This is a genomic window from Pantoea sp. 9140, from assembly GCF_000745295.1.
Classification (GTDB): Bacteria; Pseudomonadota; Gammaproteobacteria; order Enterobacterales; family Enterobacteriaceae; genus Pantoea; species Pantoea vagans.
This window is the reverse complement of the sequence record NZ_JQNO01000001.1, coordinates 779868-795549: the sequence shown is the minus strand read 5'-3', so window position 1 is coordinate 795549 and position 15682 is coordinate 779868. Positions and strand designations below refer to the sequence as shown.

The 15682-nt window shown below is 54.0% G+C and carries 18 protein-coding genes and 1 tRNA gene; 6 read left to right on the top strand and 13 right to left on the bottom strand.

Features of this window, described 5'->3' with window-relative positions; translation table 11 throughout:
* The first annotated feature begins 24 nt into the window (after positions 1 to 24).
* A complete protein-coding gene (locus tag FA92_RS03735; protein WP_033782266.1) occupies positions 25 to 921 on the top strand; it encodes a lipid kinase in 897 nt (298 codons plus the stop codon).
* Between the two features lie 7 nt (positions 922 to 928).
* On the opposite strand, the gene FA92_RS03730 is transcribed toward FA92_RS03735, so the two are convergent.
* The 8 genes from FA92_RS03730 to FA92_RS03695 form a co-directional block, all read right to left on the bottom strand.
* Entirely contained in the window at positions 929 to 1162 is a 234-nt protein-coding gene (locus tag FA92_RS03730; protein ID WP_033782265.1) for a hypothetical protein, read from the bottom strand.
* A gap of 267 nt (positions 1163 to 1429) precedes the next feature.
* Positions 1430 to 1876: a YetF domain-containing protein gene (locus tag FA92_RS03725; RefSeq protein ID WP_033782263.1), complete on the bottom strand. Its 447-nt coding sequence runs from the start codon at positions 1874 to 1876 to the stop codon at positions 1430 to 1432.
* A 12-nt stretch (positions 1877 to 1888) separates the two neighbouring features.
* Complete coding sequence (locus FA92_RS03720; RefSeq protein WP_197061483.1) at positions 1889 to 2398, bottom strand: hypothetical protein; 510 nt, start codon at positions 2396 to 2398, stop codon at positions 1889 to 1891.
* A gap of 67 nt (positions 2399 to 2465) precedes the next feature.
* Positions 2466 to 3401 (bottom strand): cytochrome d ubiquinol oxidase subunit II, encoded by a 936-nt coding sequence (locus tag FA92_RS03715; protein WP_033782261.1) that lies wholly within the window; start codon positions 3399 to 3401, stop codon positions 2466 to 2468.
* Positions 3402 to 3410: 9 nt separating this feature from the next.
* A complete protein-coding gene (locus FA92_RS03710; protein ID WP_033782259.1) occupies positions 3411 to 4775 on the bottom strand; it encodes a cytochrome ubiquinol oxidase subunit I in 1365 nt (454 codons plus the stop codon).
* Between the two features lie 383 nt (positions 4776 to 5158).
* A complete protein-coding gene (locus FA92_RS03705; RefSeq protein WP_013357061.1) occupies positions 5159 to 6124 on the bottom strand; it encodes a magnesium and cobalt transport protein CorA in 966 nt (321 codons plus the stop codon).
* Positions 6125 to 6225: 101 nt separating this feature from the next.
* Positions 6226 to 7245, bottom strand: a complete 1020-nt coding sequence (locus FA92_RS03700; protein ID WP_033782256.1) for a DUF481 domain-containing protein — start codon at positions 7243 to 7245, stop codon at positions 6226 to 6228.
* 96 nt (positions 7246 to 7341) lie between these two features.
* Positions 7342 to 7938, bottom strand: coding sequence for a DUF1349 domain-containing protein (locus tag FA92_RS03695; protein WP_051926452.1), 597 nt, complete (start codon positions 7936 to 7938; stop codon positions 7342 to 7344).
* 341 nt (positions 7939 to 8279) lie between these two features.
* Here FA92_RS03695 and FA92_RS03690 point away from each other — a divergent pair, with 341 nt between their 5' ends.
* On the top strand, positions 8280 to 8516 hold the full coding sequence (locus FA92_RS03690) for a DUF2171 domain-containing protein (RefSeq protein ID WP_013357057.1): 237 nt from the start codon (positions 8280 to 8282) through the stop codon (positions 8514 to 8516).
* A gap of 171 nt (positions 8517 to 8687) precedes the next feature.
* On the opposite strand, the gene ddpX is transcribed toward FA92_RS03690, so the two are convergent.
* The gene (ddpX, locus tag FA92_RS03685) at positions 8688 to 9269 is read right to left on the bottom strand and encodes a D-alanyl-D-alanine dipeptidase (RefSeq protein WP_033782254.1); all 582 of its coding nucleotides are present in this window, start codon (positions 9267 to 9269) and stop codon (positions 8688 to 8690) included.
* Between the two features lie 516 nt (positions 9270 to 9785).
* Between ddpX and FA92_RS03680 the strand changes: the two genes are divergently transcribed.
* Positions 9786 to 10112 (top strand): SymE family type I addiction module toxin, encoded by a 327-nt coding sequence (locus tag FA92_RS03680; RefSeq protein WP_033782253.1) that lies wholly within the window; start codon positions 9786 to 9788, stop codon positions 10110 to 10112.
* 800 nt (positions 10113 to 10912) lie between these two features.
* On the opposite strand, the gene FA92_RS03675 is transcribed toward FA92_RS03680, so the two are convergent.
* Positions 10913 to 11215 carry a hypothetical protein gene (locus FA92_RS03675; RefSeq protein WP_033782251.1) on the bottom strand — a complete coding sequence of 101 codons (303 nt, stop codon included), beginning with the start codon at positions 11213 to 11215 and terminating at the stop codon, positions 10913 to 10915.
* A 759-nt stretch (positions 11216 to 11974) separates the two neighbouring features.
* On the opposite strand from FA92_RS03675, the gene FA92_RS03665 reads away from it, so the two are divergent.
* The gene (locus tag FA92_RS03665) at positions 11975 to 12178 is read left to right on the top strand and encodes a hypothetical protein (protein ID WP_033731807.1); all 204 of its coding nucleotides are present in this window, start codon (positions 11975 to 11977) and stop codon (positions 12176 to 12178) included.
* A 427-nt stretch (positions 12179 to 12605) separates the two neighbouring features.
* Here the strand turns inward: FA92_RS03665 and FA92_RS03660 are convergent.
* Positions 12606 to 12682 (bottom strand) — tRNA-Arg (locus FA92_RS03660).
* A gap of 94 nt (positions 12683 to 12776) precedes the next feature.
* On the bottom strand, positions 12777 to 13280 hold the full coding sequence (locus tag FA92_RS03655; protein ID WP_033782250.1) for a DUF1198 family protein: 504 nt from the start codon (positions 13278 to 13280) through the stop codon (positions 12777 to 12779).
* Positions 13281 to 13453: 173 nt separating this feature from the next.
* On the opposite strand from FA92_RS03655, the gene folD reads away from it, so the two are divergent.
* The gene (gene folD / locus FA92_RS03650; RefSeq protein WP_033782248.1) at positions 13454 to 14320 is read left to right on the top strand and encodes a bifunctional methylenetetrahydrofolate dehydrogenase/methenyltetrahydrofolate cyclohydrolase FolD; all 867 of its coding nucleotides are present in this window, start codon (positions 13454 to 13456) and stop codon (positions 14318 to 14320) included.
* Positions 14321 to 14533 (top strand): ribosome-associated protein YbcJ, encoded by a 213-nt coding sequence (gene ybcJ / locus FA92_RS03645; RefSeq protein ID WP_033782246.1) that lies wholly within the window; start codon positions 14321 to 14323, stop codon positions 14531 to 14533.
* Between the two features lie 27 nt (positions 14534 to 14560).
* Here the strand turns inward: ybcJ and FA92_RS03640 are convergent, their stop codons facing one another.
* Positions 14561 to 15667 (bottom strand): AAA family ATPase, encoded by a 1107-nt coding sequence (locus tag FA92_RS03640; RefSeq protein WP_033782244.1) that lies wholly within the window; start codon positions 15665 to 15667, stop codon positions 14561 to 14563.
* Positions 15668 to 15682 lie beyond the last annotated feature (15 nt).

The window sequence follows — 15682 nt, the reverse complement described above, 5'->3', positions numbered from 1 at the left end:
TTGACAGCAGGATGACGAAAAAGTATGCCTTATCCTCAAAGAACGGCTCTGTTGCTGATTAATCAGCGCTCACGTAAAGGACGCATTGAGGCCAGTCGGGCGAAGGCGCTGCTGGTTCAGGCAGGGTTCACCCTGCTGCAACCGGACGAGGATGAGACACGCAGCTACAGCCAGCTCATCGCGGCGTATGCCGGTCGCATCGATGCGGTGATCGTCGGCGGTGGCGACGGCACGCTTAACGCGGCCGCGTCGGGACTGATGCAGACCAGCCTGCCGCTGGGCATTTTACCGCTGGGCACCGCCAACGATTTTGCCCGTACGCTGGGCATTCCCGCCAGCCTTGAACAGGCGGTAAAAATTATCGCAGATGGACAGCTGCGTGCCGTAGATCTGGGGGAAGTTAATCAGCACCTGTTTCTCAACGTCTCCAGCATCGGCTTTTCGGCCGAGCTGGCGCATAACCTTACGGCAGAATCGAAAAAACGCTGGGGTGTGGGCGGCTATGCCCTGGCGGCGTTGCGGCTGCTGCGGCAGAGCCGTCCGTTCAGCGCCACGCTGGTGCATCAGGGTCAGCGGGTAGCGATCAAAACGGTTCAGGTGTCGGTGGGCAACGGGCGCTTCTACGGGGGTGGCATGACGGTGGAACAGCGCGCAGCACCCGACGATGGGTTACTGGATGTCTACAGCCTGGAATTGCGGCATAGCTGGCAGCTCATTGCACTGCTGCCCTTTCTGCGGCGTGGCACCCATGGCCGCTGGCGCAACGTGCGGGCATTCAGCACCACGGAACTGACCATTGAGACGCGTCGTCCTCACTATATCAATGCAGACGGCGAGATTGTCGGTCAGACACCCGCACATTTTCGCCTGCTCGCCCGTGCACTGCGGGTTTATGCACCCACCGGTCAGTCAGTCAGATAACGCAGGATTAATGCTTAGCGACATTATTTTCGGCGTATTCGATCTGTTCAGAGAGGTTGCTGACCAGTTTTTTTGCCATCTCAATGGTCAGGCCAAGAAAGAGCGTCTCCTGCGGAGCCTGCTCGCGGGAGGCCTCAGGGTCGAGATAACCGAACTGCAGGACCAGCGCCTTATGATTGCTTAAGGGGCCAATATGCCAGCCGGTAACCGGATAGAAGATAAAACGATTAAATTCATTCACTTTGATCCTGACTATACAAGCATAACGCTGATTGGGGTCAGGCTAGCTCTGATAATAAAACATGAGTGGAGTGCTGAGTCTGAACTAAATCCACAGGATTACAAGGGAAGCGGCAGAATAAGCGCAGCGTTAAACGGTTAGTATCGTTGCGGTGCCTGGAGTCTGACCTGACAGGCAAATGACGGTAAATCATGCCAGCGCCTCCTGTTACCCGAGGCGCTGACGTAGATGAATCCGTTCCGGTCAGAGGCTATAATCAGCCCCCGGCTAATCAGTCTGCGGAATAATCGAGATATGGCCGTTGACCTCCAGCACCGCATATTTAATCTGATCGAACCGTTCAAGCCCCGGACCGGATCGCGCCGCTTCCAGCACATCGTCAGGACTGATACCGGTCATCGTCAGGCGCTCCATCAGCAGATGACCATTCTCCACCAGAATCACCGGGCCACCATCGATTGCCTGCTCCACCACCGGAAAACGGCTTTTCAGCTTGCCCAGCACGATATCAATGGTGACCAGCGTGATGATGGTCAGCGCCGCGCCGGTCACCGAAAAATCGTCACCCAGCAGCGCCTGCTGGGTTGCTTCGCTGATAATCAGCAGCAGAATCAGATCGAAAGAGGTCATCTGCAACAGGGTGCGTCTGCCGGCAATTTTGAACACCACCATCAGCACCAGGTAAATGGCTGCAGCACGTAATACCGTTTCCATAACGCGCCTCTGTCAGGGATAGATCCATTGGGTAAAACGGACCGGAGGATGATCGCCACCATTAATGGCAACGTGAATGCGGCCCGGATTACGTGGCTGCAGGCCGAGCCAGATGGCGTGATCCGGCCCGGTGTCACGGGCAGAAAAGGTCAGCCGCAGATCGCTGCCGATCGTCACCGCCTCCAGCGGCTGAGGCTGCAGCGTCTGGATTTGCAGGTTATCCAGTGCGCCACCGCCAATCGTTACGTTAAAGCGGTCGGCTACCGGGGCGTTGTAACGTATGCGCATATCCATATTGCTCTCGACGCGGCCAAACCGCTCATAGTCCACCTGAATGGTGCCGTCGGGCGAGCGGGCGCGGGTATCACTCAGCACACCTTTGGAAAAGAGTCCGCATGCACCGAGGATGACCAGCAGGATTAACAGATACTCCCCTGCCCGCTGAATCAGCCATTCACGGCGAACCCAGCGGAGATCCTCTTTTATCGGGCTATCCCCGGCTGTTGTATGATCTTTTTTCACGATCTCATTCTCTCCTCTCAGCACACCCGCCCCGATGACGCCCTGCCTGAAGCATAGCGGACAGACATTATTTCTTTCGTCGCTCAACCCAGAACGACCAGCTGTGGTAGAGCAGCGTCAGCGGCATAGCAATCGCGGCCCCCACCAGCACAAAGCCCTGCGTGACCGGTGATGAGGCGCTTTCACTGATGCTGAACTGATGTGGCACCAGCCAGGGATAGAGACCGCACAGCAGGCCGGTAAAAACTGCGCCGATCAGCATCAGCGTCAGGATGAACTGGACCAGCGGCCGGGCTCGCCACAAGGCCAGCGGCAGGGCGAGCCAGAGCAGCATAATCGCCACAGCAGCGACCTTACCCGGCAGCCGCTGCCAGCATTGCTGCCAGATATCCGCATTGAGGTAGCATTCGACCAGGAAGATCATCAGCGCCAGCAGCCACCACAGCCAGCTCTGTGCCGCTGCCAGCGGCTGCACCCTGTTACCGATGCGCCAGCCGATCCAGCAGGAGGCCAGCAGCGAATTGATCGCTATGAGCCCCACGCCGCTGATCAGCGGAACCAGACTCAGGCCATCCGGCAGGCCGGTTTGCGGCTGCGTGCTAATGATCATCCCGGCGCACCAGCCCTGAATAAAGGTCGCCAGTGCCGAACTGCCCGCCATGATGCGGTCCAGCCAGTGACGCAGCTGTGAAGAACTCCGGGCGCGGTATTCCAGTGCCATCGCCCGCATCAGCAGCGCCAGTAACATGGCAAACAGCGGCACGCTCAGCTGGCTGAACAGCAGAGCATAGACCGGCGGAAACAGCGCCAGCAGCGCGCCCGCCGCCAGCACCAGCCAGGTTTCGTTCGCATCCCAGACCGGCAGAATGCTGTGCGTCATCAGTTCACGCTGTTCCTCCGCATGAAACCAGCAAAACAGCATCCCCACGCCCAGGTCAGTGCCATCCAGCAGCAGATAGAGCAGCAGGGAGAGGCAGATAATCAGCGCGGAGAGATCGGCCATCACAGACTCCTAATGTGGCGTTTTTAGCTCAATGACGACCGGCTGTCCCGACGGCAGTTCACCCTTAACCCGGCGCAGCAGATAGTGTAAGCCAAGGGCAAAAGCCAGCGCGTAGATCAGCAGCACGGCCACGAAAATGGCCAGCGTGGCACCGAAAGACAGGGGTGAAACGCTCTCTGCGGTGCGTAACATGCCGTAGACCGTCCACGGCTGACGCCCCACTTCCGTCACGACCCAGCCAGAGAGCAGTGCGATAAAGCCCGCCGGCGAGAGCCATACCATCCAGCGCATTAATCGCCCTGATACGGCCAGCCGCCCACGCCAGCGCTGAACATTAGCAGTCAGCGTGGTGAGTAAGACAATCAGTCCCAGCCCCACCATCAGGCGAAAGGCGAAAAAGACCGGCAGCACCGGTGGAATGGCCTCTGCAGGGAATTCACTGAGGCTTTTGATGTGGCCAGTGAGGTTGTGCCGCAGATAGAGCGAGCCAAGAGCGGGCAGGTTCACCTCCGGATGGTTACGCTGCGCCTGCTGGTCCGGTAATGCGAACAGTCGCAGCGGTTCCCCCTTACCCTGCGCAGGTGGACGCCAGCTCCCCTCCATCGCCGCGAGTTTAGCGGGCTGATAGTCGCGGGTATTTTCACCGTGCAGATCGCCAAGGACAATCTGCAGCGGAACGGCAAACAGCAGAAAGGTTAGCGCGCTGTTGAGTATCAGCCGTGAAGCTGACTCCCCCTTAAAATGCCGCAGTCGCCAGGCCGCAACGCCCATCATCAACACCGCGACGGCAATCAGCGACCCCACCACCATATGACTGAAACGCCAGGGAAAAGAGGGTGACAGCAGAATCGACCGCCAGCTTTCAGCCAGAAAAACACCGTTCTCATTGCGCGTAAATCCGATCGGCGTCTGCATCCAGGAATTGGCGGCCAGAATCCAGAATGCGCTCAGCAATGCCCCGATAGCCACCAGACAGGTCACCGCAAAATGCACACCAGGCCGGATTTTATTGAAGCCAAACAGCATCACGCCGGTCAGCGCTGATTCCAGAAAAAAAGCGACCAGCACCTCATAAAACATTAATGGCCCAATCACGCCACCAACCTGATGAGAAAAGCGCGCCCAGTGCGTACCAAACTGGAACTCCATAACTACGCCAGAGGCGGCACCAATCGCCACCGTCAAGGAAAAAATGTTCAGCCAGAAGTGAAGCGCATCCCGGGCGGCCTGCTGCTTTCCCCACAGCCAGCGCGCCTCAAACCAGACCAGAAACGGGGCCAGCCCCAGCGTCAGCGCCGCCAGCGTAATATGCATGCCCATGGTCAGCGCAAACTGCGTCCGGGCAATAATTAATACCCAGTCGCTGTCATTCATAAGGGGAGTATTCCGGCGCAGACACACTGGGGTGAGTGCCTGGCGTGAACAGACACGCAGGCAGACGTACTTTCATCTGACTCTCTCCTGGCCGGAAAATGATCGCGCCTGCCGGGGCTGCATGACATCAGCATCGGGATTAATTCACCAGCAGAAAGCGTATTTATAAGGTTATCTGTTTATCGTAGTGAAGAAATAAAAAACCAGCCAGTTCCGGCGAGCCTGTAATAACGAACACGCTGAAGATGATTTTATTGTGACAACGTAAAGAGCGGTGAAATAAAGTTATTATCGCGAGCCATTCCCGCCTCGCTTAAATAAAGGAAAATAAAATTAAGCGAGGCGGATAATTAATCCAGCCCCGCCGTTATGAGACAGCTGCCTTACAGCCAGCCCGATCGGCGCAGTTTAGCCCACAACCCACCGCAGGCCAGCAGCGTCAGCCCGACCGCCAGCGGATAGCCATACAGCGATTTCAGCTCTGGCATATGTTCGAAGTTCATGCCGTACATGCTGAACACCACGGTCGGGATCACCAGGATCGCGCCCCAGCCCGCCAGCTTTTTGACCACCTCATTCTGCTGCACCGTCACCAGTGCCAGATTGACCTGCATGGCGCTGGTCAGCATCTCACGCATATCTTCCGCGTCAGTCACCACATGGCGGGCGTGATCCTGCACGTCGCGGATATAGGCGCGCAGCGGACGCGGGATCAGATCTTCATGCAGGTGGATAAGCTGGTTACAGATCTCTTCCACCGGCAGCGCTGCATTGCGCAATGACAGCAGATGACGCCGCATGGTGTAGACCGACTGGACCGACTTACGGTCAAATTCGCTGGTGAAGAGATCGTTCTCCATCTGCCCCACCCGCTCATTCAGCGAGGTGGAGAGCGCGGCATAACGATCGACAATGAAATCAAGCAGGCAGTAGAGCGGCCAGGCAGGGCCAAGCTTCAGCAGCGCCGGATTTTCAGACGCCCGCTGCCGCACCGGGGTATAGCTTTCAGATGCGCCATGACGGATGCTGATCAGGAATTTTTTTCCGACAAAGAAATGGGTTTCGCCCAGTTCGCAGCTGTCATCCTTTGCACATACTGTCTTGACCACGATAAACAGTGAGTCACCGTAATGTTCGATTTTAGGTCGCTGATGGGCATTAAGCGCATCTTCAACTGCCAGTTCGTGCAGGCCGAACTCCTCTTTAATCTTCGCCATAAATTCAGCGTCTGGCTGCCACAGCCCGAGCCAGATAAACGCTTCCGGCTCTTTGATCACTTCACTGATATCTTCAACGTCGACCTCTTCGCCCGCACTTCCAGGACGATACACCCTGCTGCTTACGATCATCTTCTGCATTCCCGTTGTGACAGTATATGCAGCTTAGCCAAAGCCGGGCCGGTAACCGGATAAAAACAGTAAGGATTTGCTGCGACTCCACTATCAGCGGGTTACCACTTCAGGCCTAATCCGGTGGAGAAGATGCCTTCGTTAAGGGTATCGGGAATGCCGCTGACCAGATTGCGATGATAGCCAAGGTGCAAGGTTGACCAGGAGGTCAGGCTGTAACGCATCCCGACTTCGGCATCCAGCATAAATACCCCGTCATCATCCAGTGAGTGACCGACATCGCCGTTGCTGTAAAGCGTGACCGACTTGCCCAGCAGATAGCGCTGATAGTTCCAGCGCAGCGAGCCGCCAAAATGCCGCTCTTCGCGATCGTCGCTGTAGCCATACTCAAAGGCACCGCCAAGTAGCGAGAGTGAGAAGGAACTGAGTTCGGTGTCCCATAGCTGATAACCGGGGCCGGTGCCGAGCAGCGCCTGCCGTGAGAGGTTCTCTACCCAGTCGCGCTTGTAGGTGGCGCGGGTCTGCCAGAAGAACTGCTCACTGACCAGATAGTCGAAGGCGTAGCGCAGGCTGTAGTTATTGGTGTTGATGCTCGCGTTTTCCTGCTCGCGATTGTAGGTCGCACCGATATCGTGCCGCCATTTGCCCTGGTTCAGTTTAGTGTTGAGCGCAAAGCTGTAGTCGTCGGTCTTGGTGGAGGCTTTTTTGACCTTCACGCCCGCATCGATGTTGCCGGTCCAGGCGAGCTGATCGGTGCGGACTTTGGCTTTCATAAACTCATCGATGCGACTGACGGAGACCTGCTGCTCCTGCTCATTGCGTTCCATCCAGACATAACCGGGATCGGACGAAGAGAGCCGCACCTGATAGTGTTCGCCGGTCTTTTTGTTTTCGACATTAACCGGATTGTCGCTGGCGAGCGTACTGACCGCATTCCACGCCAGGGTGACGGTGCCCGCGTAGTGTGTCTCAATCGCCAGCTTGCCGTCGCTGAGGTAACGGATCGTGCCGGTCAGCCGATCGCCATTATTCAGCCAGACGGTATCGGCTGCGGCCTGCTCTGCCCATCCGGTACAGCAGAAGATGACCAGCAGCCGGGTCAGTAAGATGGCGCAACGCATAGCTTTCCCTGTAAAGGCGTCGTTCGGTATGGACGACGCGTCATCGCAAATTCGGACCTGACAATTAAGCTGATTCCGCGATGATATGCAATGAAGTCAGGAAAGGTCGTGCAGGGCTTTGCCGGATGGCGGACCCAGCGTGAAGTCGCTGAAACGGATCGCCAGCCCCTCGCGTTCAGGCGAACAGCCCATCACGCCGACAAAACGCCGCGCCTGACCCGGCCATGGGCAGAGTCGCAACAGCGGCCAGGTCAGCCCGTCGGTGGAGTACTGTATTCGTAATACTGCCTTTTCCAGCGTGGCGCGCAGCCAGAACTGACGCGCATCACCAGGGAATACACCGGTAGACCAGTCAGAACATTCACGCGTGACCACGCTGCCGATGGCAGGCTGGTCATCGTTAAACTCAATGCCCGCTTTAACCCAGTGCGTTTCACTGTCCTGAATAAACAGACCGGCCTGATCGTAGAGCTGGCTGAAGTCCGCACTCACCTGCACCTGAACGGTAAAATCATTTTCCACCCAGAAGCCAAAAGCGTGGCCGCTATGCCGTTCGAAGCCGTACCAGGTGCGCTGCCAGAAATCGCTGTTTAACGCGGTTTCGAACTGTAGCGTATCGCCATCAAGACTGTGTACCGGCGGCTGATTAATCCAGACGCCGCCTTCGGTGGTCATTGAGCTGACTGCAGACATAGGCACTCCTTTATGTGAGTTAAATCGCTGCGTTCAGGCAGACCCGGGCGCGGCGACAGGCCTGATTATCATAGCGTTGATTGGTGAAACAGCCGGAGAGGATCGCGGCAAATCTGAACATACCGGATTGGAAAGTGCTTAGCTGAGCAGACCCGAAACTGTAAACATCGGGATCGGTTAGCGGTTTCGTTTTTTCGTGTCGCGTAAACAAATCATCGCGTTCAGGTCCAGTCGGCTTAACTATTTCATTTTGTTAATTGCCTGGCGCAAACCGCGATTAACAACCAGGCTTGTTCTGTCTGAGGGCAACTGAACTCATCAAACATAAGGATTAAGTCAACATGGTAGATAAATCAGAGATTCTGGATCACGCACAGGTTGTTGATGTGAATGGCGAACACGTCGGGATTGTTGATCATTTCGAAGGCGACGACAAAATCAAGCTGGCGAAAAGCGATCCTGAAGCAGGCGGCAAACACCACATTATTCCATTCAGCTGGGTGAAAGACGTTGATGATAATAAAGTCATCCTGTCTAAATCTAAAGCGGATGTCGAAAGCGAGTGGCAATCTGCATAAAGCGTTAGCCGTGGCACCTGCCACGGCTTATTTCTTTTCTGCACGTTACGCTATTTTTGGTTATCACCCTGCCCGAACCCGCTTATTTTATCGCTCTGCCCTTCTGCTCATCTGTAGGAATACCGCTTTCTGCATTCCTCTCAACAGATATACCAAAACTGTTATGTCTTCTCACAGGCTGATATTTTCTGCCTGCGATGAGGAATAACAGCCAAATACGCCGTCGATCAGCGGATAACTTTCTGAACCGGGTAATTCAAAATGCCACCATTCGGTTGCAATACCGGTAAAGCCACCACCCAGCATGATGGCATTAAGCATCAGCCGGTTGCGCTGTGCCTGAAGTGGCACCGCAGGATGATAAGGATGGGAATGTTCACTCATCTCATCGAAGCCGGTCCCCATATCCACGATTTCGCCCTGCTCGTCGATCAGCGTCACGTCTACCGCCGTACCACGACTGTGGTTTGATCCGCGCGTCAGCGGTGCTACATAATCCTGATTAGGGCAGGCCTGCCACAGAATTGCCTGCGCGGCAGGTGGCCTGTACGCGTCGAGGATCAGCAGCGAATAGCCCGCCACGTTTGCAATATCGATACTTTTCGCCAGCGCTCTTGCCGCATCAACATGCAGCAGACAGCGTGCGTCGCGGTAGATCGGCTGACCGGTCAGGTTGTCGGCGGTGGCGTATTTCAGATCGATGGCTGACTGAGGAAAGGCCTCAGCAATATCAACAAGATTTTTACTTTCCATGACGGAGTGCTCCCTGTTTATGTGCTCTGTGGCGGGCTGGCCGGAGTAGATGGTTAAGAGGCGGCTATAATGGCATTGCGGCGGAAGGAAAAAAAGGTGTCGTAAATTTTTGGGTCCGGGCGTGGTGTGGCAGTTTGTTTACTCAGAATTGTGGCTGGCAGGTTTAAAGGCTTGAGAGATAAGTACAGGCGGAATAATCAGTTACCTGAATTCAGGATCTGTAGCGTTTTATAAATAATTACATTCAGATGAAAGGCAATATTTTAACTCCAGGGAATCCGAATCCTTTATCACTTTTACTTCACATGAAAGTGCAGCAGTTAATTACTTTATTTTGCGATCTGTGCCGCAAATAATAACGTTTTAACTGTGAGGAAACTCGCTGATTTACATTGATTTTCAGCTGGACTTTATTCATATTTGTTGATTATATATACAGGTATTTAGCGCGAACCAGAGGTGTTGGAGCACCCCTGGATCGCTAATCACAACCACTATTTAGCGAGAATAGAGATCATGACTGAGTCAGAGTGTAATGCAGTTGGTTTAAATCCAGAAGACCCTTCCATTACCCGGCGTAAATTAACGGTGAGTTACGCCAGCCGGTATCCAGACTATATCCGTATTCCCTCGATCATTATGAAAGGCCAGTGGCTGGCAGCCACCGGATTCACCACCGGCACCGAAGTTGAGGTGAGTGTCACAGAGGGCCGTATCGTGCTGACCGTGAAGCCACCCGAGCCTGTCGATGAACAACTGGTTAACGCGTTAGCGCAGCTGAACAAGCTGCCTGCAAAGAAACAGAAGCAGGTGCTGGCATTGTCGGGTGTAGTTGCGGGTTAATGGCGTTGAGGTGAAAGGATGCCGCTTCGGGTTGGGGAGCGGCAGATTGAGGACGCTAGTGTCACAAATAATGATGAGGCCTGCATGCTAATAATCCGTTATTCAAATCCTTTTTCTTTAGTCAGGTGTTATGGATTAAGCTCAGCATCTCTGTATACCCTGGCCAGGATTTTTTAAATCAGTTAAGAAAAATAACCCTACCTCGTCGATTTCCCAACAGTATACCAGACATTTTGCACCGCGATTTTATCGCTCTGTCGATGAACCACATTTGAACCCATTAAGCATTCCTATGGAAATGGAATATGTAAATGACATAATTCGCGCCCCAGAACCTTATGATTTTTGCACCCAGCCATCCTGCACTTTTCTGAACTAAATCCACCATGCGCAAGTATGCATAGATACTGTTTGGCCGCCTGTACCTCGTTCTCTGAAGGTAGCCGCATTAATTCGTTTACCTTAAAGGCAAACTCTGGAAAAGGTGTCTGTTCCGGAGAACACTCAATATACCATTCCTGACCGCATTCCAGACAGCGATACCGGGAATGAGAATAATCAAGCTGTGGTTCAAGATAGTCACTTTCCGGTGTTTCGAAATAGTGCTTATGAATTAAAGCCCCTGAAAATGCAAAACCCCGCTCAATGGATTCAATTTCAGCCACCCAGGGTGGCAACTGTCTGCAATTACACATAGATATCCCTTTAATTTTTTCTCACTACAGGGCAACAGTTCTGCGAGTGCAGATTTCTGTCAACTGAACGAATGCTCACTCAGGTTCGCATTGATAGCAGATTGATTATTCCAGGATCTCCTGAATCCAGTCACTCCAGCACTCGCTGTTAAGTGGAGATTCAACCGTGCCTGGGCGAGATGAAACCCACCATGCCTTCACCTCTTCATATTCGGAGATCGTAAGTGTAAAGGGACGCCAGCAACTCATCCTGCCATCCTGGTCACAGGGATCACTGCCAGCGATGAAGAATTCATTCAGGAAAGGCAACGGAGGAAAGTAGCCTGAAAAATCAATGATGCCAAAGATACCGTAGAGCACTTTAGTATTTTCTTCTAAAACTCGTCTGGCATTATCAATGTTATCCATAGGAATCCATGTGTGAATAGATCTGTGTTGGCTTAAGGTATCACACTGCACGGGTCAACCTGTATCAGAGACAACACGCTGTATTTTTATAAACGGGAAAATTCACAAAGACATACTTTGGACTGTGAACCTCGCAGTAAGTAATGATCGATTTTATCTACTGGACAGCAGAGGCTATATCTATATACCGGGTCAATACCGTCTCTGATCTGAATCTAACGTAGTTATCGATAGATTGCCAAAGCAGGAAATGATCTCCTGCTTAGTGGCATCCCTTTTATTCACATTCGCTAGCTTTGATTCATCGAAGTTAATGCCTGTATAGACCCAGCCGGAAAACAATGTTTCAATTACCGCACTAAAAATCAGCCCCTTCATATCGCTATCCCCAAAAAAGATGAGATGAATCATGGTACGGAGTGGTCGCAACAAAGTGGAAAATGGTCAAGTTTGCTAAAATTCATAGCGCGGCTGCCGATATACCAGAGAAGGCAAATCAAGGAGAAATCACAATGGAACAACCAAACCCACTCGCAGCGATAACGTTCATAATCTGGTTTTTCATGTTTATTCCATGCTTTCGTATGGCTCAGAAAGCGGGATTTGGATGGAAAATGGCTCTGCTACTATCATTCCCCGGCTTGCACTTCTTTACCCTCTATGTCTTCGCTTATAAGAAGTGGCCCAACGTACCCAATGCATGAGAACCTAGAGCAAAATGTCACCCGTTTGGTTTGGTAATTTAAAAAGGAGAATGTTATGGAATGGATTATTGGCATCGTTGTCCTTGTGATCATCGCAGGAATATTTAAACCAAGGCGATGTGATATTTGCGGTACTGGATTTAAAAAGAAATACTTCACCTGGAAGATAGATGGCAAAAAGCAGCATCTTTGCCCGTATTGCAATAGCAAGATGAACCGTAGAAACAGCGATCGTAAATTCAAAGACAGGTTTGGCTAGCAAAAAGTCCACCTGAGTGCGCTACTCTGCTTTGCCTGTCGCCTTTCCGCTTCAATGGCGCTGTAACTGGCGAACCTTTAACTTACTGTCTTCATGGCAAAGCATAGAATTGCGCTCTATGAACTCTGTTGAGCACTGACTGATAACGCTTCGTGTTTTAGGAGCACGTCGTTGTGGTGCTTGCCAAACGTCAGCGCCACTTTGAAAGTGTTAGTGTATGACCCCGCACCGGTCAGGAATACCAGCTAACGGAGGTCCATATCATTCACTACAGTTGGATATGTCATTGCATTTCTATCTTTTAGAAAAGTGAGCCTGTTTGCACAGAAAAGCCGCCCGCGAGAGGTTTTTGGGTGAGAACGACACAAATACGACACAAGGAGATAATCAGGTAGGATTGAAGCTGGCGTAAGTCACTGAAAGATATTGGTACGCCCTACAGGATTCGAACCTGTGACCTACGGCTTAGAAGGCCGGTGCTCTATCCAACTGAGCTAAGGGCGCATGGAGATGGCACGGATTATACGTCGGGAAGCGGGTACGTCAACGTTTTTGCCGTTTCACCGCAGCGAAGTGCTGCGGTAATAACCAATTGGCGTCAGTGACGCCTGCGCCATTCGCTGAGCGACACGAGTTTGCTGGTGCCGGTAAATTCTCCTTCCAGCTCAATCCCTTGTGATGTGAAACGCGCATTGTATTGCTCACGAAGTGCGTGCAGCTCCTGGCTGTCCGGCTCCAGCTGGCGCAGAAAGCCCAGCGCGAGCAGCAACTGCTGGCGGCTGATAAGCGGTGGAAAACCGGCACGACTGAGAATGGCATGCCAGCGCTGGCTGTTCTCCTCGCTGCCGTCAACAATTAACACCTGCCAGATCAGCAGTACCGCCGCACCGTTATGCAGATGCGTTTCATTATCGCTGCTGAGATAGTCGGTAAACTCTTTCGCCGCCACTTTCCCCATCATAGAGAGCATTGATTCCACCTGTACCGGTGGCAGCTGCAGCCGTTTGCTGAGCCGCTGAGCGGCGTGGCGTGAGCCAGCGGTGAGCAGCTGAAATCCAGCGACAAACACCACCGCCAGAGTAGCAAGCATTATCCAAATCATTACATCGTCCCCGGATTGTCCTGCAGATATCATACGCATGCAGGCAGGCACTCGTCGCGACGAAAAAGCCGGAAAGCGCATACGCGGCTGAAACTGTGACTGACAGCGCGCCGCGCTTCTGACAAAATAGCCCCCTTCCCCGATTCAACACAACACAGTGGATTTCCTCTCTGATGGCAGCAAAAATTATTGACGGTAAAACGATTGCGCAGCAGGTGCGCGTTGAGGTTGCGGACAAAGTGAAGCAGCGTCTGGCCGCCGGAAAACGTGCGCCAGGTCTGGCCGTGGTACTGGTGGGTGAAAACCCGGCATCGCAGATCTATGTGGCCAGCAAACGCCGCGCCTGTGAAGAGGTCGGTTTCCACTCCCGCTCTTACGATCTGCCTGCCACCACCCGCGAAGCTGAGCTGCTGGAGCTGATCGATAAGCTCAATCAGGACAACGAAATCGATGGCATCCTGGTGCAGCTGCCGCTGCCAGCGGGCATCGATAATGTGAAGGTGCTGGAGCGCATCACGCCGGATAAAGATGTCGATGGCTTCCATCCTTATAACGTTGGTCGCCTGTGTCAGCGTGCGCCAACGCTGCGTCCCTGCACGCCGCGCGGTATCGTGACGCTGCTGGAGCGTTACAACATCGACACCTACGGCCTGAACGCTGTGGTGGTCGGGGCGTCCAACATCGTCGGTCGTCCGATGAGCATGGAGCTGCTGCTTGCGGGCTGCACCACCACCGTCACCCATCGCTTTACCAAAGATCTGCGCCATCACGTTGAGCACGCCGATCTGCTGGTCGTTGCGGTGGGCAAGCCTGGCTTTATTCCGGGCGACTGGATTAAACCCGGTGCCATCGTTATCGACGTGGGCATTAACCGTCTGGACAGCGGCAAAGTAGTGGGCGACGTTGATTTTGACAGCGCATCAGAGCGCGCTTCTTACATTACCCCGGTACCGGGCGGTGTCGGACCGATGACAGTCGCAACACTGATTCAAAACACGCTGCAGGCGTGCGAAGAGTTTCACGATAAAGAGGACGTTTAAATGGCAAGTTTTTCACTGGGTAAATTCCAGCACGTCGATCTGTGTGACCTGCTGAAGCTGGAAGGCTGGGTTCAGAGTGGCGCACAGGCGAAAGTCGTGATTGCCGAAGGTGAAGTAAAGGTCAATGGCGCGGTGGAGACCCGCAAGCGCTGCAAGATCGTTGCCGGTCAGACCGTGGAATTTGCCGGTTTCCGCATCACTGTCGTTGAGTAATTCCCGGGCGTCCCTGCGGGGACGCTGTCACAGCAGTTCATCCCCCGCGACACACGTCTCCCCTTCCCGCTGTTCCAGTGCAATATGATTCACCGCCGTGTGCTGTGCAATCAGTGTCGCGAGGCGGGGTGAATGGCTGGTGATCCAGAGCTGGCTATACTGACTGGCTTCGGCGATTAAACGCGCCAGCGCAGGCAACAGATCTTCATGCAAACTGTTTTCCGGCTCATTCAGTGCCATAAAGGCGGGTGGGCGCGGGCTGAGCAGCGCCACAACCAGACAGAGAAACCGCAGCGTGCCGTCTGAAAACTCCGCGCTCTCCAGCGGACGCAGAATGCCGTGGCGGGACATCAGCATCTGAAAGCGACCGTTCTGCACGTCGACGTCAAACTGGCTGTCGGGAAACGCCTGCGTCATCACCTCAGACAACAGTTCTGAATGACCACGCTCCACGATGGTTGCCCAGGCTGCCGCCAGATTGCTGCCATCGTGGCTAAGCACCGGCGCACGCACCCCAATCTGCGGCGCACGAATCGGTGAGCCAGGCCAGACGGCGAACTCATGGTAAAAGCGCCACTGCTGCAGTCGTTCACGCAGCTGGGAAAGTTCCGGGTAGAGATGCGGTTCGCCAAGCTGACCAAACAGCGACTCTTCAGGATGCAGCACCGCCGGATAAGCGACGCGATCCCCTTCAACGTTGTGCAGAAAGGCGGTCTGATTTTCTCGCTGCATGATGCAGGCAGAAGGGCGACGACGCTGACCGCTGAGCCAGAGGCGCTCCTGCTTCACCAGCGGATCGAGGTTGAACAGGCTGGTCGACAGCGGCTCGGGAAAGCCAATCTCCAGCTGGTAATCCATATCATCCATCACCACGGCCAGCTCCAGCCGCTTTGGATCGTGTCGGCGATCGCCCCGGCGCAAGCCACCCGCCCACATCGTTTTCTGAATGCCGCCTTCGTCAGCCAGTGCCAGCGCCAGACGACCGGAGGCCGCTTCGTGCAGCAGTCGCACCGCTTTGTAGAGGTTGGATTTACCGCAGCCGTTGGGACCGCTCACCACATTCAGCTGCTGCAGTGACAACGTCAGGTTACGTATTGAGCGGAAGCCGCGGATCTGAATCTGTTCAATCGCCATAATAAAAAAGGGCGA

Bases quoted from the DNA above. Each gene is read 5' to 3' on its own strand.
- folD (WP_033782248.1), top strand. From the start codon at position 13,454: ATGGCAGCAAAAATTATTGACGGTAAAACGATTGCGCAGCAGGTGCGC.
- FA92_RS03715 (WP_033782261.1), bottom strand. From the start codon at position 3,401: ATGGCCGATCTCTCCGCGCTGATTATCTGCCTCTCCCTGCTGCTCTAT.
- FA92_RS03655 (WP_033782250.1), bottom strand. From the start codon at position 13,280: ATGATTTGGATAATGCTTGCTACTCTGGCGGTGGTGTTTGTCGCTGGA.
- ybcJ (WP_033782246.1), top strand. From the start codon at position 14,321: ATGGCAAGTTTTTCACTGGGTAAATTCCAGCACGTCGATCTGTGTGAC.
- FA92_RS03705 (WP_013357061.1), bottom strand. From the start codon at position 6,124: ATGATCGTAAGCAGCAGGGTGTATCGTCCTGGAAGTGCGGGCGAAGAG.
- FA92_RS03710 (WP_033782259.1), bottom strand. From the start codon at position 4,775: ATGAATGACAGCGACTGGGTATTAATTATTGCCCGGACGCAGTTTGCG.
- FA92_RS03665 (WP_033731807.1), top strand. From the start codon at position 11,975: ATGGAATGGATTATTGGCATCGTTGTCCTTGTGATCATCGCAGGAATA.
- FA92_RS03695 (WP_051926452.1), bottom strand. From the start codon at position 7,938: ATGTCTGCAGTCAGCTCAATGACCACCGAAGGCGGCGTCTGGATTAAT.
- FA92_RS03735 (WP_033782266.1), top strand. From the start codon at position 25: ATGCCTTATCCTCAAAGAACGGCTCTGTTGCTGATTAATCAGCGCTCA.
- ddpX (WP_033782254.1), bottom strand. From the start codon at position 9,269: ATGGAAAGTAAAAATCTTGTTGATATTGCTGAGGCCTTTCCTCAGTCA.
- FA92_RS03675 (WP_033782251.1), bottom strand. From the start codon at position 11,215: ATGGATAACATTGATAATGCCAGACGAGTTTTAGAAGAAAATACTAAA.
- FA92_RS03725 (WP_033782263.1), bottom strand. From the start codon at position 1,876: ATGGAAACGGTATTACGTGCTGCAGCCATTTACCTGGTGCTGATGGTG.
- FA92_RS03680 (WP_033782253.1), top strand. From the start codon at position 9,786: ATGACTGAGTCAGAGTGTAATGCAGTTGGTTTAAATCCAGAAGACCCT.
- FA92_RS03700 (WP_033782256.1), bottom strand. From the start codon at position 7,245: ATGCGTTGCGCCATCTTACTGACCCGGCTGCTGGTCATCTTCTGCTGT.
- FA92_RS03640 (WP_033782244.1), bottom strand. From the start codon at position 15,667: ATGGCGATTGAACAGATTCAGATCCGCGGCTTCCGCTCAATACGTAAC.
- FA92_RS03690 (WP_013357057.1), top strand. From the start codon at position 8,280: ATGGTAGATAAATCAGAGATTCTGGATCACGCACAGGTTGTTGATGTG.